This window comes from Nocardia sp. CA-290969 (genome assembly GCF_050936135.1).
Classification (GTDB): Bacteria; Actinomycetota; Actinomycetes; order Mycobacteriales; family Mycobacteriaceae; genus Nocardia.
The window spans coordinates 5,284,398-5,310,405 of the sequence record NZ_JBNJNJ010000001.1 but is presented as its reverse complement, the minus strand read 5'-3'; the positions used below and the strand labels follow the sequence as shown (position 1 = coordinate 5,310,405).

At 68.3% G+C, this 26,008-nt stretch carries 16 protein-coding genes and 1 tRNA gene; 6 read left to right on the top strand and 11 right to left on the bottom strand.

Annotated elements, in window-relative coordinates:
• Positions 1-292 precede the first annotated feature (292 nt).
• A complete protein-coding gene (locus tag ACQEVO_RS24320; RefSeq protein ID WP_432917327.1) occupies positions 293-499 on the bottom strand; it encodes a heavy-metal-associated domain-containing protein in 207 nt (68 codons plus the stop codon).
• A 175-nt stretch (positions 500-674) separates the two neighbouring features.
• Complete coding sequence (locus ACQEVO_RS24315) at positions 675-2,048, bottom strand: MFS transporter (protein WP_432917324.1); 1,374 nt, start codon at positions 2,046-2,048, stop codon at positions 675-677.
• A gap of 47 nt (positions 2,049-2,095) precedes the next feature.
• Here ACQEVO_RS24315 and ACQEVO_RS24310 point away from each other — a divergent pair, with 47 nt between their 5' ends.
• A complete protein-coding gene (locus ACQEVO_RS24310) occupies positions 2,096-2,503 on the top strand; it encodes an ArsR/SmtB family transcription factor (RefSeq protein WP_432917321.1) in 408 nt (135 codons plus the stop codon).
• 608 nt (positions 2,504-3,111) lie between these two features.
• On the opposite strand, the gene ACQEVO_RS24305 is transcribed toward ACQEVO_RS24310, so the two are convergent.
• Complete coding sequence (locus ACQEVO_RS24305; RefSeq protein WP_432917318.1) at positions 3,112-5,559, bottom strand: protein kinase domain-containing protein; 2,448 nt, start codon at positions 5,557-5,559, stop codon at positions 3,112-3,114.
• Between the two features lie 995 nt (positions 5,560-6,554).
• Positions 6,555-6,636 (bottom strand) — tRNA-Leu (locus ACQEVO_RS24300).
• A 387-nt stretch (positions 6,637-7,023) separates the two neighbouring features.
• On the opposite strand from ACQEVO_RS24300, the gene ACQEVO_RS24295 reads away from it, so the two are divergent.
• A complete protein-coding gene (locus ACQEVO_RS24295) occupies positions 7,024-16,359 on the top strand; it encodes a fatty acid synthase subunit beta domain-containing protein (protein ID WP_432917314.1) in 9,336 nt (3,111 codons plus the stop codon).
• 11 nt (positions 16,360-16,370) lie between these two features.
• Positions 16,371-16,808, top strand: coding sequence for a holo-ACP synthase AcpS (gene acpS, locus ACQEVO_RS24290; protein ID WP_432917311.1), 438 nt, complete (start codon positions 16,371-16,373; stop codon positions 16,806-16,808).
• Between the two features lie 72 nt (positions 16,809-16,880).
• Here acpS and ACQEVO_RS24285 read toward each other — a convergent pair whose 3' ends face one another.
• From ACQEVO_RS24285 to ACQEVO_RS24275, 3 genes are all read right to left on the bottom strand, one after another.
• The gene (locus tag ACQEVO_RS24285; RefSeq protein ID WP_084493442.1) at positions 16,881-17,501 is read right to left on the bottom strand and encodes a TetR/AcrR family transcriptional regulator; all 621 of its coding nucleotides are present in this window, start codon (positions 17,499-17,501) and stop codon (positions 16,881-16,883) included.
• A 230-nt stretch (positions 17,502-17,731) separates the two neighbouring features.
• Entirely contained in the window at positions 17,732-18,463 is a 732-nt protein-coding gene (locus tag ACQEVO_RS24280; RefSeq protein ID WP_432922975.1) for an ABC transporter permease, read from the bottom strand.
• 82 nt (positions 18,464-18,545) lie between these two features.
• Positions 18,546-19,496 (bottom strand): ATP-binding cassette domain-containing protein, encoded by a 951-nt coding sequence (locus ACQEVO_RS24275; RefSeq protein ID WP_432917308.1) that lies wholly within the window; start codon positions 19,494-19,496, stop codon positions 18,546-18,548.
• A gap of 211 nt (positions 19,497-19,707) precedes the next feature.
• Between ACQEVO_RS24275 and ACQEVO_RS24270 the strand changes: the two genes are divergently transcribed.
• Entirely contained in the window at positions 19,708-20,490 is a 783-nt protein-coding gene (locus ACQEVO_RS24270; RefSeq protein ID WP_432917305.1) for a TetR/AcrR family transcriptional regulator, read from the top strand.
• A 184-nt stretch (positions 20,491-20,674) separates the two neighbouring features.
• Here the strand turns inward: ACQEVO_RS24270 and bcp are convergent, their stop codons facing one another.
• Positions 20,675-21,148, bottom strand: a complete 474-nt coding sequence (gene bcp / locus ACQEVO_RS24265) for a thioredoxin-dependent thiol peroxidase (protein WP_432917302.1) — start codon at positions 21,146-21,148, stop codon at positions 20,675-20,677.
• 241 nt (positions 21,149-21,389) lie between these two features.
• Here bcp and ACQEVO_RS24260 point away from each other — a divergent pair, with 241 nt between their 5' ends.
• Positions 21,390-21,611, top strand: a complete 222-nt coding sequence (locus ACQEVO_RS24260) for a DUF3618 domain-containing protein (RefSeq protein ID WP_063130515.1) — start codon at positions 21,390-21,392, stop codon at positions 21,609-21,611.
• 68 nt (positions 21,612-21,679) lie between these two features.
• On the opposite strand, the gene ACQEVO_RS24255 is transcribed toward ACQEVO_RS24260, so the two are convergent.
• The gene (locus ACQEVO_RS24255) at positions 21,680-21,985 is read right to left on the bottom strand and encodes an excalibur calcium-binding domain-containing protein (protein WP_280418775.1); all 306 of its coding nucleotides are present in this window, start codon (positions 21,983-21,985) and stop codon (positions 21,680-21,682) included.
• Positions 21,986-22,295: 310 nt separating this feature from the next.
• On the opposite strand from ACQEVO_RS24255, the gene ACQEVO_RS24250 reads away from it, so the two are divergent.
• Positions 22,296-24,425: an acyltransferase family protein gene (locus ACQEVO_RS24250; RefSeq protein ID WP_432917298.1), complete on the top strand. Its 2,130-nt coding sequence runs from the start codon at positions 22,296-22,298 to the stop codon at positions 24,423-24,425.
• Positions 24,426-24,461: 36 nt separating this feature from the next.
• Here the strand turns inward: ACQEVO_RS24250 and ACQEVO_RS24245 are convergent, their stop codons facing one another.
• Both ACQEVO_RS24245 and ACQEVO_RS24240 read right to left on the bottom strand, forming a co-directional pair.
• On the bottom strand, positions 24,462-24,773 hold the full coding sequence (locus ACQEVO_RS24245) for a hypothetical protein (RefSeq protein WP_432917295.1): 312 nt from the start codon (positions 24,771-24,773) through the stop codon (positions 24,462-24,464).
• A gap of 508 nt (positions 24,774-25,281) precedes the next feature.
• Positions 25,282-25,911 carry a transglycosylase SLT domain-containing protein gene (locus ACQEVO_RS24240; protein ID WP_432917292.1) on the bottom strand — a complete coding sequence of 210 codons (630 nt, stop codon included), beginning with the start codon at positions 25,909-25,911 and terminating at the stop codon, positions 25,282-25,284.
• Between the last annotated feature and the right edge of the window lie 97 nt (positions 25,912-26,008).

Genomic DNA, 26,008 nt, shown 5'->3' with positions numbered 1-26,008 from the left:
ACTCGGTTCCGGGCCTCGGCGCCCGTACGGCGGCGTCTCGATCTCCGGAGGTGTCGCAGTGGACTCGTGGTATCGAATATCGTCCGGGAGTTCACGCTGGATATCGGTGTATTCGCACATCTCGGCCACGTGCATCACCTCCTCTCGTCACTCATTGTTCTCGCGGTGAGGGCCGCATCGGCGAAGCGGCACTGCAACAGTCGCGAAACAACTTACTCGCCACGGTCATCCTGTCTCGCCTTCCTGTGTCCCGGAGCCATTGATGGCGCCGCCCCTGGGAAGGTGGCCGGTATCAGGCGACGACTCGGTAGCCGGCGGCTTCCACCGCCTTCTCGATGGCCTCGGGGTCGATCTCACGGCCTGATTCGACGGTGACCCGGCCGGTGGCCGGATCCACGTCGACCCGGGAGACTCCGTCTAGGGTGCTGAGCCGGGCCCGGACTTTGGACGCGCAGCCGCCGCAGGTCATTCCCGCAACGGTGATGGTCGAGGTGCTCATATCTTTCCTGCCGATCTGGTGAGGGCCCGCGTGCCCATCCGGAATCGTGACCGCCGGGCTGCGGAAGGAACATCTCAACAGTTACCCTACCCCTGTGGGGTATGCAAGCGGGCAGGCTGCGCCCGGTCCGCACGATCCGGTTTCCAAGAGGTCGACCGCCTCGGCGGCGGAAAGACTAAGCAGCTGCTGCCGTCCGCCGATCCGGTCGCGGCCATTGCGGGTGCTCGGCGTCGATGATGAACACGTGCGTGTGCTGGAAGTGGCGTTCGTCCACGCGGACCGCGGCGCCCAGCCGGGCCGCGTCGATGGTGCCGACCTCGTGTAGATGGGTCAGCTCCGCCGGGTCGTTACGCGGCCACATCCGCAGCGCCACCGTGATCCCGGCACCGGCGAGCACGGCCAGCATCGCCCAGGTCGCGGTGAAGCCGGCAACGGTGCTCAACCAGCCGGTAAGCGGGTAGGTGAGCAGCCATGCCAGGTGCGACAGCGAGAACTGCGCGGCGAAGAGCGCCGGCCGATCCCCGGCCTGCGACGATCGCCGCAGCACCTGACCGGTCGGGGTCAGCACCGCCGCCGTGCCCACGCCGATGACCGCCCATACTGCGACCGCGGCGACCCAGCGCCACTCGCCTCCGCTCGCGGTCGACAAGGCGATCGCCGACCCGAGTCCGGTGATCAGGGTGGCCGCACCGGCCATCATCACCGGCCGTGCATCGAGGCGTTCGAGGATCCGGGGTAACGCCGGCGCGACGAGCAGGGTGCCGAACCCGTTCGCGGCCAGGAGCATCGCCACGCCGGACTGGGTTCCCCCGAGAGTGTCGCGAACGTAGTTGACGGTGTTGACCATGATCATCGAACCTGCGGCCGCGACCACCAGGTTCAACCCGAGCAGACCCCGTAGCCGCGGCGTCGCGGCGAAAATCCGCATACCCACCGCGATCCGTTCGGTGAAGCTGCTCTCGGCGGCGCCGGCGCCGGCATCCGGGATGCGGGTGGTGACCACCAGTACTGCCGAGACGACGAACCCGATCGCGGTACCCACGAACAGCCAGTGGAAGCTGATCACCGCCAGCGCCGCCGCGGCAAGCATCGGACTCAGCAATGTCTCCATCGTCGCGGCGAGCTGAGCGGCCGACAGCGCCCTGGTGTAATCCCGCTCATCCGGCAGGATATCGGGGATAACAGCCTGGTAGGTCGGGGTGAATGCGGCCGAAGCAGTCTGCAGCACGCCGATCAGCACGTAGATCTGCCAGACCTCGTCGACGAAGGGCAATGCCAGCACAACCGCGGCCCGGACCATGTTCAGCGAGACCAGCAACAACCTGCGCGGATAGCGGTCGGCGTAGGCGGCCACGATCGGCGCGACCGTCACGTACACCAGCATTTTGATGGTCAACGCGGTGCCGAGCACGGCGGCCGCGTCGCCACCGGCGAGTTCATAGGCCAGCAGTCCCAGGGCGACAGTGGCCAGACCGGTACCGAACAGGGCCGACACCTGGGCGATGAACAGCCGGAGGTAGTCGCGGTGGGAAAACAAGGAGGTAAACATCGAGTCGGCCCTTCTGCCCAGCCTCTTGCATGGCTTAGTATCTACGTATGAATGCAGATAACGGGAAGGTTCGATCGCCTATTCCCGGCCACGAACTGAACTCGACGGTCGATGTCTTCCGGATGCTCGCCGACGCCACCCGCGTCCAAGTGCTGTGGGCACTGGCCGATGCCGAGCTGTCGGTCAACGAACTCGCCGACTACGTCGGCAAACCCGCCGCCTCCGTCTCCCAGCATCTGGCCAAACTGCGTCTGGCTCACCTCGTGCGTACCCGCCGTGCCGGAACCACCGTCTACTACAGCCTGGAAAACGACCATGTCCGGCAACTGATCACCGACGCTGTCCACAACGCCGAACATGCCGGCCCCGATGCGCCCGCCCATCATCGCCGGGGCGCCGAAGTTCCTTCGATCAGCCATCGCATCGAGGGTGAGAACGAAGGTCGACAGGCGTGATGCCGGGTTTCTTCGTGCAATCGAACGCACGGCATGTAACCCGGCAAATCTGCTGAGTATTTGTGCGCGAGGGGGGACTTGTGCACAGATCTATGTCATCGATGACGGGAATGCGTGCTAGAGTGCCATCTTTAATAGGTTGCTGTAGCGTAGCAGAGATATGCGTGGATGCTACAACTGGTTGGAGTTACATTGGGGCACAGTTCCTTTCAGGGATGATTGGGTGTTGTCTGGGTGTGTTGAGGCCCCCTTTTCATGATGTTGTGCGGTCTGGTTGGTTTTCGCCGAGGGGCGTGAGTTGTTCCAGTGCGGTGGTTTGTCTTCCGATGAGTCGGTTTCGGTTCGGGCCGGTACGGGGGCGGCTGGTGGTGGGGGTGTTTCCGGTGAGGAGGGGGTGGGGTTCGCGGGTGAGTGCGGAGACGGCGACGGCGAGTTCTTGGATGGTGGATTTGACGTAGGTGGCGGTGGCGTCGGTGGGTTTGCGGTGGCCGGCGTAGGCGCGGGCGATCGAGTAGCCGAAGTTGCGTTCGACCCATGTGAGGGTGGTGTGGCGTAGCCAGTGGGTGGTGATGCCTTGTCGGGCGACCCAGGGTAGGTGAGCACGGAACTCAGCGGGTGACCACCGAAACGGAGTTGCCGGCGGAATTCAGAACGTAAGCGGTGCCGGTCGGGGAGATGGCCACATCGCCCGGATCGACGCCGACCGTGACCGGCTCGGCGACCGCGGTGAGCGTGGCGGTGTCCACGACGACGACCTCGCCGGGGAGACCACTACCGGTGGTGTATCTCCGGACGGTGATGAAGGCGGTGCCGGATTCCGGATCGAGTGCCAGGCCCGCCATCTCCGTACCGCCGAGGGACAGAGTGTTGCCGACAGTGTTCGTGGTGGTGTCGATTTTCGTGACGGTGCCTTCGTATACGCAGATCAGGTAGGCGGTGTGGGTGGCCGGATCGACCACCAGCTCTGTGGGATAGGTGCCGGTCGGGATAGTGCCGCGGATGCTGTTGTTCCGGGTATCGATCGCCGTAACGGCCTGTCCGTAATAGTTGAGGACGTAGGCGGTGTTCGTGCCGGTGTCGATGGTGACACCGTCCGTGCTGTCCTGGGTGTCGACGACGGTGACCGCACCGTTGTCCGGTTCGATGACCGTGACGGTCTTATGATCGATTCCGGTGACATATGCCCGATGGGTGTTCGGATCGACCGCCACCTGCCTAGCGGTTTCGCCCAGGGGCCCATCATCGCTGAGATGTACGAAGCGTTCGACGGTTCGGGTACCGGTATCGATCACCGCGACCGTATCCTCGAGCCGGTTGGTGACGTAGGCAGTGTGGGTGTCCGGATCCACTGCGACATCCCACGGTTCGGAGCCGACCGGGATCGTGGCGGTGACCCTACGGCTTTCCGCGTCGATGACCGATACCGTGTTATCGGCCTTGTTGGTGGTGTAGACGGTATTCGTCACCGGGTCCACCGCCAGTGCGGTCGGTTCGTTACCGACCGGGATGGTAGCGGAGACCGCCCGGGAGTTCGTATCGAGCATCGAGACGGTGTCGTCTCCGGTATTGCTGACAAAGCCGGCGTGGATATCGGGAAGGAAAGCGATTTCGGCCGGTCGGGCACCTACCGGGATCGTCGCGATGACATGGGGTGGGCGGGCAGGTGCGTTCTCCGGGTCCGAGTTGCTGCCGCCCTCCGTGCCGGCATCCGGGCGGAGTGTTATCACCACCACCAGCAGAACGGCGAACAGTACGGCAACAACCCCCAGGACCACGCCGGCGCGTCCCTTATCCGCGGACCGTAGGCGGTCCGGGATGCTACGGCGGAGCGCTGTGGATCCCTGGCCCACCGGCGTGCTGGCGCGCGGGCTGTCGCCCCCGGCCGGTGGCGGCACTCGGGCGGGTGGGCCTTCGTGTCCGGGTCGTGCGACGGCCGGGTTGCCGGTGGGTATGTGGCCGCCTGCGGTGCCGGAGGGACTGTTCCCGGAGGTGGCCGGTACGTCCGTAGCTACGCTGATGTGCGCAGGTGCGGGTGCCGGAGTGCCGTCAGCAGCGGACGTGTCCGAGGTGCCGGCCTTCTCGTGCGGAGGCGCCGCCGTGGCGGTCGCGGGACGTGCGGCAGGAGTGGTGACTGTGGTCGGGGCAGACAGTGTGTTGTCGCTCGTATCGGCGGGTGGCGCGGTCGGTGAGGCGGCGGTCTGCGGCGCGGGAACGCGGGGAGGTAGTCCGAGCGCGGCGCACGTGGCGTCGACGAGTGCCCGGCAGGTGGGGTAGCGGTCGGTGGGTTGTTTGGCCAGGGCGGTAGCGATAACAGCATCAAGGGCTTCGGGTAATTCCGGCCGTAGTAGATGCGGTGACGGCGGGGCAACGTTCAGATGCGCGGCCATCACCGCGGCCTGGGTTTCCCGTGGGAACGGCGGCAGGCCGGTGAGCAGCTGGTGCAGGGTGCAGCCGAGTGAATAGATATCGGTGCGCGGGCTCGAGGGCTGGGCGAGGAACCGTTCCGGGGCGGCGTAGGCGAAGGTCACCGCGAGGGTGGACGCGGTGACCGATTCGTCGAGCGCGCGAGCGATTCCGAAATCGGTCAGCACTGCCCGGTGGCCGTGGCGTGGGTCGGGTTCGATCAGCAGGTTGGCAGGTTTGACGTCCCGATGCAGTACACCCGCGGTGTGAGCGAAATCCAGCGCGTAGGCGGCATCGGCCATGAGTTCCACCACGAGCTCCGGGGCCAGCCCGCCGGGTGCCTTCGCCAGCAGGCCGTTGGCGTCGCCGCCGCTGATATAGCGCATGGACAGCCACAGCGAGGTTTCGTCGGGTCCGCTACGGTCGTGGACCGGGACGATATTGGGGTGGTCGAGCCGGGCGGCCAATGCCGCTTCCCGCTCGAAACCGATGCGGGCCTTCGGATCGGCGGCGAGGGCGTCGCTGAGCACTTTCAATGCGACGAACCGTTCCAGCCGAGGATGCCGAGCCCGGTACACCACCCCCATCCCGCCGGAGCCGAGGATGCGATCGATCACGAATCCGCTGAGTACATCCCCCGACTGCAAGACCACCTCGGCTCCCGAATCCCTCGGTGTGGTTTCCGCCGGAAGGCGGTGCGACACAGCCGAATATAACGCAACTGTCTGCGAGCGTACGCGGTGTAGTCGGCCCGGTCCGGCCCGGCGCTGGACAGTGTCATGCGGTGGTCGGCCGAACGGGCCCGCGCGCCTAGTCGCTGGCGATATACCGCGGCAGCGCCACACACCGGAATCCCCGCACCCGCCAACGCTTGCCAATATTCCCTGACCCGCCGAGTGTCGGTGCCCAACCAGTGCATCAGCGCGACACTCATCCGCGGCGCCGCTACTGTTCGCCGGCGCTCGGCGCCGGCCGCGGCGGTGGTGAGGGTGATCAGGCCGCCACGGAGCTCGTAGCGCAGGGATTGGCCTGGTGACCAGCCCAGGTGATCGAAGACCGCCCTGGCGACGACGCGGGCGCGTGTGTTGATCACCGATACCGAGAAGCGGACGGACGGTCCGAGGCTGGGGTAGGGCCGAGTGGGGAGCGGGAGCCCGATGCTTTCCGTGCTCGATGTATCGGTCGGGTGGTCGGAAGGGGGAAGGGGCATGGCAAAGCCTCTGTTCATCTGCCCGCTGATCTCCCTGTTACCAGGAAACCTGAATTCCAGCCGGTGTGCCACCGGGAACGCGTGCACGTCGGTGGCCGTGTGTCGCGAGTTGCTGGCCGGTGTGGTCGGGTCCGGGCGTGATCCGCTGATCAGGAGCCACCGCGGAGGCGGCGCTCGTGGGGAGGCGGCGCCAAGGTCTGGGCGCGGTGTCTACACACTCGGGCCGGCAATGGGAACCCCTTGGACGTTTGCTGGTCGCGCGCTCCTGAGATGCGGTGCACCTGGAGCGGGCACTCGTGCGCGTGGCACGGCGTGGAAGAGGGATGTCTCTAACACCTGAACCGTCATCTATGACAGGAAAACGTGCGGAAACGGCGTGTACGAGGGCCCTCGAGCACGAATTTCTGTCATAAATGACGGAAATTCGTGGTAGAGCGGTGCGCGAGGGGGGACTTGAACCCCCACGTCCGTGGACACCAGAACCTAAATCTGGCGCGTCTGCCAATTTCGCCACTCGCGCGTGATGGTACGACCGTCCAAACTCTACCGGGCCGGGGCGGGATCGCGAAGACGTGGTCCGGGATTTCGTACTGACCGGTAACCCCACCTGCGATTATAACGATTGGGTAACCGTCAATATGAGGGGTGCTCATGTTTCGCCGGGGTAAGGAGGCGGCCTCACCTGCGGGTTCAAACGTGAGGGAGGGTCATGTTTCTGAGCATTCTGGTACGACGGTACGTGAATACCGGTGGGTAAGGGGCGCGCCCGGGGAGAAACGTGAGGGTTCCCTCATGATTTTGTGCGATCCTCGCAATATCAGGCCGTCGAGCGGGGAATACCCGCGCGCGGGCCGGGAGCCGGGGAAGTCTCCGCAGACCTGTTGCCACGAGAGAAAGTCGAAGCGTCTTGACGATTAACGAGAGCACTGAGTCCGGGCCCGGATACCGGGGGAGCCGGACTGTCTCCGAGACGAATCGCACGCCCCTGCTGGACCGGCTGCGGGCCGGTGCTCCCTATGCCCTGGCCTTCGGCGGGCAGGGCGCGAGCTGGCTGGGGGAACTGTCCGAGATCACCCGCGACGCGGCGCTGGAGCCCGAACTGACCGCTCTGGTCAACGAGGCGGCCGGGCTGCTGGAGCCGGTGGCCGACCAGCTGCTCACGGTGCGGCCGGTGGGTTTCGATCCGGTCGCGTGGATGCTGGAGGACGACCTCGCCGACGACGAGGACGAGGCCGTGGTCTCCGACGCCCCGTCGGATCGGGTGCTGCGCTCGGCGGCGGTGTCGATGCCGGGTGTACTGCTGACCCAGCTCGCCGCGCTGCGCGCGCTGCGGTTGCAGGGACTGGACCCGGCCGAATTCGCGCCGGTGTCGGTCGTCGGGCATTCCCAGGGCCTGCTGGCCGCGACCGCGGTGAAGACCTGCGGGCAACGTGACGCGGAAATGCTGGCCATCGGCCAGCTCGTCGGCGCGGCGGCGGGACTGGTCGCGCGGCGGCGCGGGCTGATGCCGGTGGGTGAGCGCTCCTCGATGGTCGCGGTATCCAATATCGACCCCGATGAGCTTCAGGCCGTGCTCGACGAGGTCTTCGCGGGCGCCGACCCGATGGCCGCGGCCGTGCTCTCCATCCGCAACGGACGCCGCCGCGTGGTGCTCTCCGGAACCCCGGACGCGCTGCTGCGGGTACGTCAGCGCTGCGAGCAGCTGCACGCAGAACAGGATCGGGAGCGGGCCGCCAAACAGCGTGGTGGCGCGGTGTTCGCGCCGGTGTTCGAAGATCTGGACGTCGATGTGGCGTTCCACCACCCGGCGCTGGGCGACACCGTCGACCTGGTCTCGGGCTGGGCCGCGCAGTGCGGGCTCGATACCGAACTGGCCGGGCAGATGGCCCGCGACATCCTGGTCGAACCGGTCGACTGGGTGGTGACCGTGGACGAGATGGTGGGCGCCGGCGCGGAGTGGATCCTGGACCTCGGGCCCGGCGATCTGCTGTCCCGGGTGAGCGGTAGCTCCCTGAAGGGCAGCGGGGTCGGCATGGTCGCGGTGGCGACCCGCGCCGGGCAGCGCAGCCTGCTCACCCCGGGCGCGGCGCCGGAGGTCGCGCAGCCCTGGTCGGCGTTCGCGCCGAAGCCGGTGCGGCTGCCGAACGGGCGGATCGTGGTCGAGACCTCGTTCACCCGCCTCACCGGACGTTCGCCCATCCTGCTGGCCGGTATGACACCGACCACGGTGGACGCCAAGATCGTCGCCGCCGCGGCCAACGCCGGGCACTGGGCGGAGCTGGCCGGTGGCGGCCAGGTGACCGAGCAGATCTTCGCCGATCGGGTCGAAGAGCTCAAAGAGCTGCTGCATCCGGGACGGCAGGTGCAGTTCAACTCGCTGTTCCTGGACCCGTACCTGTGGAAACTGCAGCTGGGGGGGAAGCGGCTGGTTCAGAAGGCACGCGCGGCGGGCGCTCCGTTCGACGGTGTGATCGTCACCGCCGGTATCCCGGAGCTCGAGGAAGCCGTCGCGCTGATCGAAGAACTGACCGAGGTGGGGATCAGCCACGTCGCGTTCAAACCGGGCACCGTCGCGCAGATCCGCGCGGTGCTGCGGATCGCCGGCGAGGTGCCCGACTACCCCGTGATCATGCATATCGAGGGTGGTAAGGCCGGTGGGCACCACTCCTGGGAGGATCTGGACGATCTGCTGCTCGCGACCTACGCCGAACTGCGCACCCACGGGAACGTCGTGGTCTGCGTCGGCGGTGGGATCGGGACCCCGGAGCGGGCCACCGAATATCTGACCGGCGCCTGGTCGGCCGCGCACGGCTACCCGGCGATGCCGCTGGACGGTGTGCTGGTGGGCACCGCGGCGATGGCGACCCTCGAGGCGACCACCGCGCCCGAGGTGAAACAACTCCTGGTGGACACCCCCGGAACCCCCGACTGGGTGGGCGCCGGAACGGCAAGCGGCGGTATGGCTTCGGGCCGCAGCCAGCTCGGCGCCGATATCCACGAAATCGACAACGCCGCCTCGCGTACCGGGCGGCTGCTCGACGAGGTCGCCGGTGACGCGGACGCCGTCGCCCAGCGGCGCGCCGAGATCATCGAGGCCCTGAACGCGACCGCCAAACCGTATTTCGGTGATGTGCCGGCCATGACCTACGAGGCCTGGCTGCAGCGGTATGTGGAACTGGCGGTGGGCCAGGAATGCCGCGCGGACTTCGATTGCGGAACCGATCTCGGTGACGCGATCGCCGCCTCCACCCGCTCGGTCTGGCTGGACATCAGCTGGCGCGACCGGTTCGCGGAGATGCTGCGCCGGGCCGAGGCGCGGCTCGCACCGGCCGATCGCGGCGAGATCGAATCCCTTTTCCGCGATGCGGATCTGGAGAATCCGGCCGCGGCCATCGCGCGGCTGTCGGAGCAGTATCCGGCGGCCGGGCAGACGCTGCTGCACCCGGCGGACGTGCCGTTCTTCATCAGCCTGTGCAAGACGGCGGGTAAACCGGTGAACTTCGTCCCGGTGGTGGACCAGGACGTGCGGCGCTGGTGGCGTTCGGATTCGCTGTGGCAGGCCCATGATCCGCGTTACTCCGCCGATCAGGTCTGCGTCATCCCGGGCACTGTGTCGGTGGCCGGCATCACCCGGGTCGACGAGCCCGTCGGCGAACTGCTGGACCGGTTCGAACAGGACGCCGCCTATGCGCTGGTGCGCGACGGGGTCGTCCCGGCCGCCGTCGACGCGCGCCGGGTCGCCGCGGTGACCAGCGGGCCGATCGACGTGGTGCTGGCCGCCCCCGATGTGAACTGGTCGGGCCGCGCGACGGTCAACCCGGTGCACCGGCTGGGTGATCTGCACGAGTGGACCGTGGACGAGAAGGGCGCGGTGCATCCGCCGACGGGCGCCACGCTCGTGGAGACCGAAGGTCCCGAGGCCGAACATTCGTATGTGGAACTCGCCGTTCCGCTGACCGCCGGGCACAGCGTGCGGATCCGGATCACCGTGCCGGTGTCGGTGTACAACGGCGGGGCGCCGGTGGTCACCGAAGCCGATGCCGACGCCGCCATGTCGGCGCTGCTGGCCGTCGCGGCCGGTCAGGCGCTGCCCGAGGTGAAAGGTAATGTCGCGCACGTCAATCTGGCCTGGACGCCGGATTTGATCGCCGACCACGCCGGAGTCACCGGGGCCGGGCTGCCGGCGAACCTGAGCACACTGGGCCGCACGGTGCCGGACGTGCTGGTGGGCGCGTGCTGGCCGGCCGTGTTCGCGGTGCTGGGCGCGGCGCGTACCGAGTCCGCCGCCAGCGTGATCGAAGGCATGCTGGACCTGGTGCATCTCGATCATCAGATCGAGCTGCTGCGCGAACTGCCCGATGTCACCAGCATTCTCGTGGTGCGCGCCGAATCCGGGACGGTGGTCGATACCGACCTCGGCCGCGTCGTCGAGGTGAACGTCACCGTCGGTGAGATGCGCGATCAGGGCCTGGACGTGGTGCCGCTGGCCCGGCTGGTCGAGCGGTTCGCCATCCGCGGCCGCTCCGGCGCGGGCGAGCTGACCGATCCGCCGCGGGCCGCGGGCACCGTGAGCGCCGAGGCCACCGAGACCCCGCGCCGCCGGCGCCGCGACGTGACCATGGTCGCGCCGCGCAGTATGGCCGCCTTCGCCGCGGTCTCCGGCGATCACAACCCGATCCACACCAGCGACGCCGCCGCGAAACTGGCCGGTCTGGGCAGCCCGATCGTGCACGGTATGTGGCTGTCGGCCGCCGCGCAGCACGCCGTCTCGGCGGTTGATCCGCAGGCTACTGTCCCGGCACGTACTCTCACCGCGTGGACCACCCGTTTCCTGGGCATGGTGCGCCCGGGCGCGGAGATCGATGTGCGGGTCGAGCGGGTCGCGGTGGACGCCGGCGAGGAGATCCTCGAGGTGTCCTGCCGGGCCGCCGGGGATCTGGTGATGACCGCGACCGGTCGCACCGCCGCCCCCAAGACCGTCTACGCATTCCCGGGCCAGGGCATCCAGCGCAAGGGTATGGGCCTGGACGCCCGGACCCGCTCCAAGGCCGCCAAGGCCATCTGGGATCGCGCGGACAAGCACACCCGGGAAGCGCTGGGCTTCTCCATCCTGGCCGTGGTCCGCGACAACCCGACCTATCTGAAGGCGCGCGGTGTCGAGCACCGGCACCCGGACGGCGTCCTGCACCTGACCCAGTTCACCCAGGTCGCCATGGCGACCCTCGGTGTCGCGCAGGTCGCGGAACTGCGTGAGGCCGGGGCGTTCGTGGAGGGTTCGCTGCTGGCCGGGCATTCGGTCGGCGAATACAACGCACTCGCCGCGGTCGCCGGGGTGCTGCCGCTGGAAGCCGTACTCGAGGTCGTGTTCCAGCGCGGTTCGGCCATGCACGAGCTGGTGCCGCGCGATGCGCAGGGCCGCAGCGACTACCGGATGGCCGCCATCCGGCCCTCGCAGATCGGGCTGCCCGACGACGAGGTGATCGATTTCGTCGCCGGTGTCGGCGCAGCGGCCGGGGAATTCCTCGAGGTGGTGAACCTCAACCTGCGCGGCGCGCAGTACGCCATCGCGGGTACCGTCGCCGGTCTCGAGGCCCTGGAAGCCGAAATCGAGCGGCGCCGCGAGGAATTCGGCGGGAAACGCGCCTTCATCCTGGTTCCCGGTATCGACGTGCCGTTCCATTCGACCGTGCTGCGCAAGGGTGTGCCGGAATTCCGCGGCAAACTCGAACAGCTGCTGCCGGCCGAACTGCGTCCGGAGGTCCTCGTCGGGCGTTACATCCCGAACCTGGTGCCGCGGCTGTTCTCGCTGGACCGTGAGTTCATCGCCGAAATCGCCGAGCTGGTGCCCTCGGAGCCGCTGGCCGCCGTGCTCGCCGATTTCGACTCCTGGTCGCAGCGGCCGAGCGAACTGTGCCGGGTGGTGCTGATCGAATTGCTGGCCTGGCAGTTCGCCAGCCCGGTGCGGTGGATCGAAACCCAGGACCTGCTGTTCGGCGAACTGGGTGTGGAGCGGTTCGTCGAGGTCGGCCTCGGGGCCACCCCGACCGTCGCCAACCTGGCGAGCCAGACCCTGAAGCTGCCCGATTTCGCCACCGCCACCGTGGAAGTGCTCAATATCGAGCGCGAGGCGGCGGTCGTGTACTCGACCGATACCGATCCGGCGCCCGTCGACGAACCGGTCGACGAGGTCACCGAGGCGGCCGCCGCGGCGGCCCCGGCCGCCGCGCCTGCCGCACCCGCCGCCCCGGCGGGCACCGGCGGACCGCGGCCGGACGATATCGCCTTCACCGCCGCGGACGCGACCAGGGTGCTGATCGCGCTGTGGACCAAGCTCCGCATCGACCAGATCGGCCCGGTCGACACCATCGAGGGCCTGTGCGACGGGGTGTCCTCGCGCCGCAACCAGCTGCTCGTCGACCTGGGCTCCGAGCTTTCGCTCGGCGCGATCGACGGTGCCGCCGACGCCGATATGGGTGCGCTCTCCGCCACCGTGGAACGGCTCGCCCGCACCTACAAGCCGTTCGGTTCGGTACTCAGCGATGCCATCAACGACCACCTCCGCAAGGTGTTCGGGCCGTCCGGTAAACGTCCGGCAGCGATCGCCGAACGGGTGAAGAAGGTCTGGGAACTCGGCGACGGCTGGGCCAGCCACATCACCGCCGAGGTTTCGCTGGGCACCCGCGAGGGCGCCAGCGTACGCGGTGGTGACCTGGGCGGCCTCGTTTCCGGGGCACTCACCGACGGTGCGTCCGTGGACGCCGCCATCGACGCCGCCGTCCAGGCGGTGGCCGCCCGGCGCGGGATCTCGGTATCGCTGCCCGCGGCCGGTGGGTCCGGTGGGGGCACCGTGGATGCCGCCGCGCTCGGCGAGTTCACCGAGCAGATCACCGGTAAAGACGGTGTGCTGGCCTCGGCCGCCCGCCTGGTCCTCGAGCAGCTCGGCCTGAACGAACAGGTCTCCGCGGCGGAGTCTGCCGACGACGGCCTGGTCGATCTGGTGTCGGCCGAACTGGGCTCGGACTGGCCGCGGCTGGTCGCGCCGGCGTTCGACGCCCGTAAGGCGGTGCTCATCGACGACCGGTGGGCCACGGCGCGCGAAGATCTGGCCCGGTTGTGGCTGGGGGAGGACGCACAGGCCGCCCAGCTGCCGGTGGACGGGTTCATCGGTGCGGGCGAAGCCGTTGCCGCGCAGGCGGATTGGTGGCGGCAGCGGGCCGTGCACGAGGCCCGCTCGGTACTGGCCGGACACTACGAGCGGATCGCCGCGGCGGCCCGCGACGAATCGGGTGCGGGTGAGTGGTCCGGCGAGATCGCCGTGGTAACCGGCGCCAGCAAGGGCTCCATCGCCGCCGCGGTGGCCGGACGCCTGCTCGGCGGCGGCGCGACCGTGATCGTCACGACCTCCCGTCTCGACGACCACCGGCTCGGTTTCTACCGCGACCTCTACCGCGCCAACGCCCGCCAGGGTGCCGCGCTGTGGGTGGTCCCGGCGAATATGGCCTCCTACACCGATATCGACGCCCTGATCGAGTGGGTCGGTACCGAACAGGTCGACAATGCCGGCGGCGCGAAGATCAAGACCAAGGACGCCTTCACTCCGACCCTGCTGCTGCCGTTCGCGGCCCCGCGGGTCGCCGGTGACCTCTCCGACGCCGGCGCGCGCGCCGAAATGGAGATGCGGGTCCTGCTGTGGTCGGTCGAGCGGCTGATCGGCGGCCTGTCGAAGTTGGGCGCCGATCACGATGTCGATGCGAAACTGCATGTGGTGCTGCCCGGTTCGCCCAACCGCGGGCTGTTCGGCGGCGACGGCGCCTACGGTGAGGCCAAGGCCGCACTCGACGCGGTGGTCGCGAAATGGAGTGCCGAGAAGTCGTGGGCGGCGCGGGTCACGCTGGTGCACGCGCTCATCGGCTGGGTTCGCGGCACCGGGCTGATGGGGCATAACGACCCCATGGTCGAGGCTGTGGAGAAGGCCGGGGTGCAGACCTGGTCGACCGGTGAGATCGCCGACGAACTGCTGAAATGGGCCACCGCTCAGGCACGTTCGACGACCGAGACGGGTCCGCAGCAGGTCGACCTCACCGGCGGGCTGGCCGGGGCGAAACTCGATCTGCCCGAACTGGCCCGGCAGGCGCAGGAGGCCGCGGACGCCGAGGTCGCCGAGGTGGCCGAGGAATCGGACGCCCCGCGGATTTCCGCGCTGCCCGCCCCGCCGACGCTGACCTCGGCGCTGCCGGTTCCCGAATGGGGCACGGTGACCGCCGATCTCAGCGATATGGTCGTGATCGTCGGCGCCGGTGAGCTCGGGCCCTACGGTTCGGCGCGCACCCGCTTCGAGATGGAGGTCTCCGACGAGCTGTCGGCGGCCGGCGTGCTGGAACTCGCCTGGACCACCGGCATGGTGACCTGGGAGAACGATCCGAAGCCGGGCTGGTACGACACCGAATCCGGGGACTACGTACCGGAAGCCGAACTGGCCGAGCGCTATCACGACGCCGTCGTCGAACGCTGCGGTATCCGCCGCTACGAGGACGACGCCGCCATGGTCGACAACAGCAGCCCGCTGATGACCTCGGTGTTCCTCGACCAGGATCTGTCCTTCACCGTCGGCAGCGAAGCCGAAGCGCGGGCCTTCCACGCGGCCGCACCGGAGCATACGGTGATCACCCCGGTCGCCGACTCCGGCGACTGGACGGTGACCCGTAAGGCGGGCACCGAGATCCGGGTGCCGCGTCGCGCGAAACTCTCGCGTACTGTCGGCGGCCAGATCCCGACCGGCTGGGATCCCACGGTGTGGGGTATCTCCGCCGATATGGCGTCCTCGATCGACCGGGTCGCGCTGTGGAATATCGCCTGCACCGTCGACGCGTTCGTCGGATCCGGGTTCAGCCCGTCCGAGTTGATGACCTGGGTGCATCCCAGCCTGGTCGCCAACACCCAGGGCACCGGTATGGGCGGGATGTCCTCGATGCGGTCGCTCTACGTGGACAACCTGCTCGGCGAACCGCGGCCCAACGACATCCTGCAGGAAGCGCTGCCGAACGTGGCCCTGGCGCATGTGGTGCAGTCCTATGTGGGCAGCTACGGCGCCATGGTGCATCCGGTGGCCGCCTGCGCCACCGCCGCGGTATCGGTCGAAGAGGGTGTCGACAAGATCAAGCTCGGTAAGGCCGAGGTGGTCGTGGCCGGTGGTTTCGACGATCTGGGGATCGAGGGCATCGTCGGCTTCGGCGATATGTCCGCGACCGCGGATTCGGCGGCCATGAGCGCCAAGGGAATCAGCGACCGGTACTTCTCCCGGGCCAACGATCGCCGTCGCGGCGGGTTCGTGGAATCGCAGGGTGGCGGCACCGTGCTGCTGGCCCGGGGCGATATCGCGCTCGAGATGGGTCTGCCGGTGCTGGGCGTGGTGGCCTACGCGCAGTCCTTCGCCGACGGCGTGCACACCTCCATCCCGGCGCCCGGACTCGGCGCGCTCGGTGCGGGCCGGGGCGGACGGGAATCCCGGTTCGCCGCGGAACTGCGCAAACTCGGTGTGGGTCCGGACGATATCGCGGTGGTCTCCAAACACGACACCTCGACCGCGGCCAACGATCCGAACGAATCCGAACTGCACGAACGGCTGGCCGCGGCGATCGGCCGCTCCGACGGCGCCCCGCTGTTCGTGGTCTCGCAGAAGAGCCTCACCGGGCACGCCAAGGGCGGTGCGGCCGCCTTCCAGCTCATCGGCCTGTGCCAGGTGCTGGAAAACGGTGTGGTGCCGCCCAACCGCAGCCTCGACTGTGTCGACGACAAGATGCGCGAATACCCGCATCTGGTGTGGTTGCGCGAGGCGCTGCGGTTCGGCGACCGGTTCCCGCTCAAGGCCGGTCTGGTGACCTCGCTCGGCTTCGGGCACGTCTCCGGCCTGCTCGCGGTGGTACATCCGCAGGCGTTCGTCCAGGCGATCGAACCGGGCCGGCGTGAGGAGTACCAGCGCCGGGCACAGGAACGGCAGCTGGCCGGGCGGCAGCGCATCGTCGAGGCGATGTGCGGCGGGGCCGCGCTCTACGAGCGTCCGGCCGACCGGCGGCTCGGTGGCGACGGCACTCCGGCCGCGCAGGTGCGCGGGCTGGAAGCCGAGATGCTGCTGTCGGAGACCGCTCGGCTGGGCGACGGGATCTACCAGGTCGACGGGTCCGGTTGCGAGACCGGCCGGTTCATCGGCGGCGATACCGATGCCGCCGCGGCCGGTACCCCGTAGGCTGCGCCACTGTGACCATCCTGGGAATCGGCTTGGACCTGGTGACCATCTCCGAGTTCAGCGAACAACTGCAACGGGCCGGAACCACCATGCTCCGGGAGAGTTTCACCGCCGGTGAGCGGCGCTACTGCCAGAGCAAGGCCACCGACCCGGCCCGCAGCTATGCGGCGCGGTGGGCGGCGAAGGAGGCCGTGCTCAAAGCCTGGGCCTCCTCCCGCTTCGCCCGCCGCCCGCAGATCGGGGACAACCCGTACCCGCTGATCGAGGTCGTGAACGACGCGTGGGGCCGGCCGAGCATCAAACTGCACGGCCTGGCCGCGGAGTTCCTGCCCCGGGTACGGGTGCACCTGTCGCTCACCCACGACGGGGATACCGCGGCCGCCATGGTGGTGCTGGAGGATCCGGGTGAGCTGGCCGACCTGATCGAGGGCCGGTCACCGGAGAACTGACGGAGTCGGCAGAAACAAAGAAAGCCCCGGAGTGTCCGCCACTCCGGGGCTTTCTGCACGTACGCCGGTGGTTCAGCCCTGGCTGGCGGTGCGGGATTCTTTTTCCGCGACCAGGAGATAGGCGACCATCAGGCGTTTGAGTTCGGCGACGGCGTCGGCGTGGCTCTGCTCGTCCTGCACCGAGAAATTCAGCATCGAATACACCACGTGCACCAGCACCTCGGCCATCATGGTGCGCCGGCCGCGGGGAGTGCGCGGGGTGAGCGGCCGCAGCATCTGCGAGACGACCTCGGCGAATTCCTTTTCGTGGATCGCGCCGGTGGCCCGCGTGGACGGGGTGGACTGCATGGCCAGCCAGACCTCGCGGCGGGACGGGTCGGTCATCCACAGACTGGCCAGATGGTCGACGAACTGGTTCATATGCCGCAGCCAGTCCAGCGAGGGGATCTCGCCGTGGAAATCGGCCAGCTCCTGGGATACCGCGACCAGATCCTGCCGGTTCAGTTCGCAGACGATGACGTACTTGTTGGCGAAGAACTGATAGAGGGTGCCGATCGGGACCTCCGCCCGGGCCGCGACCTCTTCACAGGTGAACGATTCGAAACCCACCTCGACCAGAAGTTCACGGGATGCCTGTAGCAACGCGTCGAACTTCCGCTTGCTGCGCTCCTGCGTCGGACGCCGCCGTGGCATGAGTTCCTGCGGATCGTCCTGCAGTTCCAGTTCCAGCGCAGGGTCCGGACGCCGTTTCACCGTGGCCTCCGTACGTACGTTCACATGTCCCAGGCTAGCGGTACGCCGAAGGTGGTGGTGGGAGAGTACGGGAATGTGACGGCGAGTCTGTCATGTCTCACCACCCGGACGGCACCGATCCGGGGCACGCAACACCGGCCGCGGCCACCGGATCGGCGGGGGAGTGCGGATCAGCCGCGGGTCTTGCGCTGGAAGAGGACCAGCGCTGTCGCGTAGGACAGCACCGCGATACCGCCCCACCAGACGATCGCGAGGATCGCGCTGTTGCCGATCGGTGTGCCGACCAGTAACCCGCGCAGGGTTTCGATCACCGGGGTCACCGGCTGGTGTTCGGCGAAGCCCCGCAGCCAGCTCGGCATGGTTTCCGGCGGAACGAACGCGCTGCTCACGTAGGGGATGAACATCGCGAAGATGGTGAACCCGTTGGCCGCCTCCGGACTACTGGCGATCAACCCGAAGCAGGCGGACAGCCAGGACAGGGCGAGCACCACCAGCGCCAGCACCGCGGCGGCGGCCAGCCAGCGCACCGGATCGGCGGTGGGACGGAAGCCGATGCCCAGCGCCACCGCGACCACGATCGCCGTGGCCGTCATATTGCGCAGCAGACTTTCGGCGATATGCCCGGTGAGGAACGACGAGCGGCTGATGGCCATGGTGCCGAACCGGTCGACGATTCCCTCGGTGATATCGACGGAAACGCCGACCGCGGTGGTCGCGGCGCCGAAAGTGGCACACATCAGGATGATCCCGGGAACCACGTAATCGACGAAGGTGCCGTCGCCGACATCCATGGCGCCGCCGAAGACGTAGACGAACATCAGCAGGATCATGATCGGCAGGGCGAGGGTGCTGATCAGCGAGTCGGGACTGCGCAGGGTGTGGCGCAGATTGCGGGCCGTCATGGTGGCCGCGTCCTGGGCGGAATGGGTGAGGGTGGTCACGCGAATGGCTCTCTGTGAGTAACGGGTTGCGGGGACCGGGTGGTCAGGACACCGCTGCCATGGCCTCGGCCGGGCGGCTGGTGAGGGCGAAGAACACATCGTCGAGATCGGGCGTGTGCACGCTGAGCTGTTCGACGGTGATGTCGAGGGCGGCGAACTCGTCCAGCAGATGTTTGAGGTGGGCGACCCGGCCGTCGGAGGGGACCTGCAACGTGAGTTCGGCGGGATCGGTCTCGGGGAATCCGGTGACGCGGGCGGCCGCGGCGAGTCCCGCGCGGTCGGCGAAGCGGAACAGGATATGGCCGCCGGGGGTGAGCTGTTTGAGCTCGGCCGGCGTGCCGTCGGCGACGATCCGGCCGTCGTGCAGGACCGCGATCCGGTCGGCGAGCTGATCGGCTTCCTCGAGGTACTGGGTGGTGAGGAAGATGGTGACGCCGTCGTCGGCCAGTTCCCGGATCACCTGCCACAGTTCCCGCCGGCTGCGCGGGTCCAGGCCGGTGGTGGGTTCGTCGAGGAACACCACCTCGGGGCGGCCCATCAGGCTCATGGCGAGATCGAGGCGGCGGCGCATCCCGCCGGAATAGGTGCTCGCGGGCCGGTTCGCGGCGTCGGCGAGATCGAATCGCTCCAGTAGTTCGCTGGTGCGCCGGCGGGTCTCGGACCGGCCGAGATGCAGCAGGCGGCCGACCATGCGCAGGTTCTCGGTACCGGTGAGGACCTTGTCCAGCGCGGCGTATTGACCGGTGACGCCGATGGCGCCGCGGACCCGGTCGGCTTCGCCGGTTACGTCGAATCCGGCCACCCGGGCCGTCCCGTGGTCGGGCCTGGTCAGGGTCGCGAGGATGCGCACCATCGTGGTTTTCCCGGCCCCGTTGGGGCCGAGCAGGGAGAACACCGATCCGCGCGCGATATCGAGGTCGATACCGGCGAGGACCCGGTGATCACCGAAGGATTTGCCGAGTCCGGCGAGAGAGATGGCGGGTGGGGCGGTCATCGGGGCTCCATTCGAAGAACTGCATGCCGGATAAACTGTATATGGCATATATTCTGATTAGATCGTACACAGTTCGGAACGGGGCGCAAGAGCAGCGCGAAAGCGAGTGGTATAGGAAGGGAGGCGCCAGGAAGAGCCGGTATCCGGCTCATCGCGCCGGGCGTGCCACCGGAACCCCGGTCGGGCAAGTACACGGAAGGACATCGGAGCTATGCCGAGCGCAGCGGACAACGGCCCGGATACGGCTGCCTCCGACGGGACAGCGGCCGTTCCGGACGCCGAACGGCCGCTGCCGAAATCGATCGAGCTCATGTGGGGTCTCGCGTCGGCGGGCACCCGTGGGCCCCGGCGCGGGCTGCGTCTGGAACAGATCGTGGACGCCGCGATCGAACTCGTCGACGAGGAAGGGATCGGCGCGCTGTCGATGAACAAGGTCGCCGAGCGCCTCGGGTTCACCGCGATGTCGCTCTACCGCTATGTCGACAGCAAGGCGACCCTGGTGGAAATCGCGCTGGACCGGGTGCTCGGGACGCCCCCGGAGACTCCGCCCGGCACCCCGTGGCGGGCGGCACTGCACGAGTGGGCGTGGGCGGAGTACCGCCTGATCGCACAGCACGCGGGCTGGCTCAGCATCAGGTTCAGCGCGCCCCCGCTGGGGCCCAACAACATGGCCTGGCTGGAGGCCGGACTTTCGGCGCTGGCGCCGACCCGGGTGCCCGAACCGATCAAACTGCAATTGGTGATGAACCTGTCACTGTTCGTGATCGGACGGGTCCGGCTCATCACCGAAATCGACCCCGCCAACCCGGAATCCGAAGGCGACTGGGGCATTCTCGATCGCGTACTGGACCCCGAACGCTTCCCCGCGGTCACCGCGGCGGTACGGGCCCAGGCATTCGAACAGGACGAGGGATCCTGGGAGGACCTGTTCTTCGAACGGAGTCTGGGCTTACTGCTCGACGGCTACGAACGGTTGGTCGATTCCTACGCGTGAGCACCCGCGGCGGATTCCCGCACGGATCGCGTTCGTCGAGGAACCCGGCAACAAGCGCGATCCGTGCGAGGTCGGCGCCGCCCGATGACGACCGGTCGCCACGGGATCGAGGCCGGACGTCGCGGTCCGCGCGCGCACCGCCGATGCCACGCGAGCACCGGCGGATGCCGCACTGTGTCCGCGACTACACCGAAAGGTCGCGGCGGAGCTTGGCGACGTGCCCCGTGGCGCGGACGTTGTATTGCGCCACTTCGATTTTCCCGTCGGCGTCGACGAGGAAGGTCGAGCGGATGACGCCGGTCACCGTCTTGCCGTACATGGTCTTCTCGCCGAACGCACCCCATTCGGTGAGGACCTTGCGGTCGGGATCGGACAGCAGCGGGAAGTTCAGCTGTTCGGCATCGCGGAACTTGGCGAGTTTGGCCGGTTTGTCGGGGGAGATCCCGATCACCGCCAGGCCGGCCTCGTTCAGTTCGCCGAGATTGTCCCGGAAATCGCACGCCTGCTTGGTACAGCCGGGTGTGCTCGCCGCGGGATAGAAGTACACCACCACTTTGCGGCCGCGGTAATCGGCCAGGGACACCTCGTTGCCGTCGGCGTCGGGGAGAGTGAATTCGGGTGCCTGATCGCCCGGGGAGAGTCGCTGGTTATCGGTCACCCTCGCACCGTAACCGAAGCCGCCGACTCCCGGACGCGGACTCGGCGCGGCGAGACGCGGTCGCGGGCCGGCGGTGTCGCTGCGGCGGGCGACCGGCCGCGCCGGGGTCGACCGAACCGCCGCCCCCGTGACCACGGATACACTCGAGCCCGAACCCCGGCGCACCGCGGTGGCAGCCGCGACCCAGGGGTGATAATCGGCCGCCGGCGGACGCGGCAGACCAGGTACAGGAGGCGTGAAGGTGGCAAAGGATACCGAGCGGATCGAGCAGGAGATCGAGGCCGCGCGGGAGCGGCTGGCCAGCACCTTGGACGAGATCGCGGTGCGGGCCGATCCGCAGCGGATCGCGGAGGGCACCAAACAGCTGGCGCTGGCCAAGGTGAACGAGCCGAAGGTGAAGTACACGCTCATCGGCGTGGGCGCACTGCTCGCGGGCGCGCTGCTGTTCAAGATCCTGCGCTGATCCCGGATACGACAACGCCCGGTGACGGAAAACTCCGTCACCGGGCGTTCGTGCGCAGTGAGATCGAATCAGACGGTGGGGCAAGCGAACCCGTCGCCGTCCGGATCCAGGTGCGGTCCGAAGCCGGGTTCACCGCGGAAGATCGGCGCCCGGCCCGCGGCGCGCGCTTCGTCACAGTTCTTGAAAGCGCCGCCGGCCGAACCGGTCTGCGCCAGCTGCGCGGAACCGGTGGCGCCGAGCACCGCGTCGGCGGCCGAGGAACCGGTACCGGCCAGGGAAGGCAGCGGGATCTGGATCTGAGCGCTGGCGGCGGGAGCGGCCAGAAGAGTCAGCCCCGCGGCGGCGGCGCTGACATAGAGCTGGCGTACGTTCATGAATTCCTCTATGTCTGCTGGGGGGTGGAACATGCGTCCGACGGAGAACGCGCGGCTACCACTGTTGTGAGGGGCGCCTCGATTGTCAACTCGTATGGCCTGGATAAGACAAGGGGAAATCGGGGTCGCGGGTGGGTACTCCCCGGATGCCGTGGTGGATCGGCCACGGTGGTGAAGTCTGCCGTCCAGAAGGCGGAATTCGCCGGACACCACACGTTGTGATAGGGATGCATGCTATGTCCGAGGCTCGTTCTCCGCTGCTGTTACTCGACCCCCATCGGGCCGGGCGGGGAATCCGGTAGGTCGGAGAATGCAGTTGTTGCAAACCAAGGACCGTGACGTCCCCCCTGCGCCCGCGCCGGCCCCGCAGCCCGGCGCCACCGCCCGTCCGGCCGATTACCGGCTGGATCTCGACGGTCTCCGGGGTATCGCGATCGCTCTGGTGGTGGCCTTCCACGTCTGGTACGGCAAGGTGTCCGGCGGCGTCGATATCTTCTTGGTGCTGTCGGGCTTCTTCTTCACCGGTATGCTGCTGCGCCGGGTGGAACGCACCGGCCGGGTCGACGCGCGGCAGGTCGCGACCCGCACCGCACGCCGGTTGCTGCCCGCGCTCATGATCGTCCTCGCGGCGGTGGCCATTGCCACAGTCGTCACCAAGCCCTACTCGACCTGGGGCAATATGTCGGGCCAAACCGTGGCTACGGCCCTCTATTACCAGAATTGGTATCTGGCCCAGGCCGCGGAGAGCTATCTGGCCGCCGATCCCTCGGTGAGCCCGCTGCAGCATATGTGGTCGATGGCGGTGCAGGGACAGTTCTACGTGGCCGTCGTCGTACTGGTCGGGCTGGTTGCCTGGGTGTGCCGGCGCAGCGGCCGGCCGGGTGCCGCGCGACCGGCGATCGTGGTGCTGTCGCTGCTGCTGGGCGCCGCCTCGTTCGTCTACGCCGCCACCTGGATGACCAAATCCCAGGAGTGGACCTATTACGACAGCGGCGCCCGGGCCTGGGAGTTGCTGGTCGGTGCCCTGCTGGCCGCGGCGCTGCCGTGGTTGCGGCCGGGATCCGGGCGGGCCGGGCGCTTCCTGGCGGCCGTGCTCGGGATCGCGGGCCTCACCGCGGTGCTGATATGCGGTCTGCTGTTCGACGGCGCCCGCCAGTTCCCGGGGCCCGCCGCGCTGTTCCCGGTGGGCGCCGCGGTCGCGCTGATCATCGCCGGGATACGGAGCGAGAGCGGGCAGCAGCCGCTCGTGACCCGGCTGCTCGCCACCCGGCCGATGGTCGAGCTCGGCGCCATCGCCTATTCGCTGTACCTGTGGCATTGGCCACTGCTCATCTACTACCTGGTGCAGACCGGCAAACCGCACGCCGGGCTGGGCGGGGGACTGCTGGTCATCGGCGCTTCCCTGATCCTGGCGGTGGTGACCAACAAGTTCATCGAGGAACCGCTGCGGGTGCGGTCGGGTGCGACCGTGGTGACGCCGGTGTGGCGGCGCCGGATCCCCGGTGTGGCGGTGAGCCTGGTCGGTGTGCTCGTGCTGGGTGCCTGTGTGTCCTGGCAGGTCGTGGTGGCCCGGACCCCCTCCGAGCCGGTCGAGGCGTTACCGGTCAACGAGTATCCGGGCGCGGAGGCGCTGTTCGCCGGTGCGGAGGTGCCGGTGGCGAAACTGCGGCCGTCGATCCTGGAGGCGTCCAACGATCTGCCGGCCCCCACCCGCGACGGCTGTATCTCGGACTGGTTCAACAAAGAAGTGGTGACCTGCACCTACGGGGATCCGAACGGGTCGCGCACCATTGCCATGGTGGGCAACTCCCATACCGAGCACTGGATGCCGGCCATGGACGCCCTGGCCAGGGTGCACGACATCAAGGTGGTCGTGTACCTGAAGATGGGGTGTTCGCTCAATATCCGCGACGACGCCCAATACCGCGGCCTCGATATCTCCGATTGCCGCGACTGGTCGCGCGAGGTGATCGACATACTGGCCGCCGACCCGCCCGAATGGGTGTTCACCACCGCCACGGCGCCCGTCTGGCCCAGCGGCGGCGATGTGGTCCCCGCCGAGTACCTCGATGTGTGGGCGGCGCTGGCCGAACGTCAGCTGAACGTCCTCGCGATCCGGGACACGCCCTGGCTGCGCAGCCCGACCGGAGTCCGCTACAGCGCCGTGGATTGCCTGGCCGCCGGCGGGGACAGTGCCACATGCGGTATGCAGCGCACGGCCGCCTTGGCCCCGGTGAATCCCGCCCTGGTCCATGCCGCGGCCTTCCCGAACATGCGCCTGCTGGATCTCACCGATTCGGTATGCGGTCCGCAGATCTGCCGGGTGGTCGAAGGCAATGTGCTGGTCTACCACGACGAGCACCACCTCAGCGCCAGCTACGCCCGCACCCTGGCGCCGGAACTGGAGCGGCAGATAGGGATGGCCACCGGCTGGTGGTGAACCGAGGGTTTTCGCAGGCCCCGCCGGCGGAACCCCTCACCATGGGGTGACGGGCGGTTTGACCCAGAGGAGTTTCTCGTCGCGGTGGGGCCGTTGTGCCGCCGGATGGGCCGGGTTCCGCAGCGCCCAGGCGGCCTTCTCGTCCAGCAGCCGGGCCACCGACCGCCACGTTTCGGCGGTACTCGGCGGATTGACCCCGGCCGCCCGCGCCAGCTTGCGGCGTACCTGATCGGGCATATCGAGCAGTTCGGGACCGGAGATATCCCGGTCCCACAGATATCCGGCCAGCTGCCGCGCCTTGGCGGCACGACCGGCCTCCGCGGCCGGGGAATGCGCGTAATCGGCCATACCCAACTGTAAGCGGGCAGTGAACGGGCCGGTCGGGAGCGGGGTTCGCGGATCACCGGGCGCAGAAAGCAAGGCGCGGTGCCGTGCACATCGCACGGCACCGCACACCCACTCCGTTGTGGGATTCCCCCTGGCCACCCTCGCGGACAGTGATACGCGCCGTTGCGTCCACGATGTGCCCACTCGATGACCAAGTTGTGTTGTCGCCCCCGAAACCGGACGCGCCCAGCGGCGGCGCCGAGTTCAGCGAGGCATCGAAGCGCCGTAGCCCCGAAAATCAGACGCAACGGCGGCGGTGCCGAGCCAGTTACGAGGCCCTCAGCGCTTCACATAACCCCGAAAACCGGACGCCACCACGGCGGCGCCGAGTCTTACGAGGCCCTGAGAGGTTTTGGCCCGTCCCTGCTGTCAGTGCTCGATGCGATGCGGCGCAGCCGCGAGTGTCGAGTGCTGACAGCAGGGACCAAGGGGGGCCAAAACCCGTGCCGCCGGAGGCGGCACCGAAAACTCAGTACGCGCTGTTGACGTTGTCCATGGAGCCGTAGCGGTGGGCGGCGTAGTTGCATGCCGCGGCGATGTTCGAGACCGGGTTCCAGACGTCGAACGGGGTGCCGGGCACGTGGTAGGCGGCGAAGGTGGGGTCGATCACCTGCAGCAGGCCCTTGGAGGGGATGCCCATGATGGCGTTCGAGTCCCACAGGTTGATCGCACCGGGGTCGCCGGAGGATTCACGCAGGATGTTGCGGTGGATGCCCTCGTAGGTGCCGGGGATGCCGTTCTGGTGCATGATGTCCAGCGCTTCGCGGATCCAGCCGTCCAGGTTGTTGGGGTAGGCGGGGGCAGGCGCGGGAGCGGGGGCCGGTGCCGGTGCGGGGGCAGGTGCCGGAGCCGGCGCCGGGGCAGGTGCAGCCGCGGCGGGCGCGGGTGCGGCGGCGGCCTCTACGGCCTTCGCCTCGGTGTTCACGGTCGCGGCCGGCTTCTGCTCGGCGACCATGGCGACCTTGGTGGGGGCGCTGTCGTCGGCCATGGAGACCGCCGAGGAGGCGGTGACGGCGACGATACCGGCGGTGGCCAGTGCGAAACCCATGGCTTCGCGTTTGGTACGACGGCGCAGGCTGGAGAAACGGTGGTTGGACATGAGCGGATTCGGTTCCTTGATCGGTCTCGGGATCCGGCCCGGTTCGGGCAGCACGGATCTTCGGCGGCGACCGGTGGGTCGCAACCGGAAAACATGG

What these genes read in the sequence shown, in the direction of transcription:
- ACQEVO_RS24320 (WP_432917327.1), bottom strand. Translation starts at nt 499, where the DNA reads ATGAGCACCTCGACCATCACCGTTGCGGGAATGACCTGCGGCGGCTGC.
- ACQEVO_RS24315 (WP_432917324.1), bottom strand. Translation starts at nt 2,048, where the DNA reads ATGTTTACCTCCTTGTTTTCCCACCGCGACTACCTCCGGCTGTTCATC.
- ACQEVO_RS24310 (WP_432917321.1), top strand. Translation starts at nt 2,096, where the DNA reads ATGAATGCAGATAACGGGAAGGTTCGATCGCCTATTCCCGGCCACGAA.
- ACQEVO_RS24285 (WP_084493442.1), bottom strand. Translation starts at nt 17,501, where the DNA reads ATGCCACGGCGGCGTCCGACGCAGGAGCGCAGCAAGCGGAAGTTCGAC.
- ACQEVO_RS24280 (WP_432922975.1), bottom strand. Translation starts at nt 18,463, where the DNA reads ATGACGGCCCGCAATCTGCGCCACACCCTGCGCAGTCCCGACTCGCTG.
- ACQEVO_RS24275 (WP_432917308.1), bottom strand. Translation starts at nt 19,496, where the DNA reads ATGACCGCCCCACCCGCCATCTCTCTCGCCGGACTCGGCAAATCCTTC.
- ACQEVO_RS24270 (WP_432917305.1), top strand. Translation starts at nt 19,708, where the DNA reads ATGCCGAGCGCAGCGGACAACGGCCCGGATACGGCTGCCTCCGACGGG.
- ACQEVO_RS24255 (WP_280418775.1), bottom strand. Translation starts at nt 21,985, where the DNA reads ATGAACGTACGCCAGCTCTATGTCAGCGCCGCCGCCGCGGGGCTGACT.
- ACQEVO_RS24250 (WP_432917298.1), top strand. Translation starts at nt 22,296, where the DNA reads ATGCAGTTGTTGCAAACCAAGGACCGTGACGTCCCCCCTGCGCCCGCG.
- ACQEVO_RS24245 (WP_432917295.1), bottom strand. Translation starts at nt 24,773, where the DNA reads ATGGCCGATTACGCGCATTCCCCGGCCGCGGAGGCCGGTCGTGCCGCC.
- ACQEVO_RS24240 (WP_432917292.1), bottom strand. Translation starts at nt 25,911, where the DNA reads ATGTCCAACCACCGTTTCTCCAGCCTGCGCCGTCGTACCAAACGCGAA.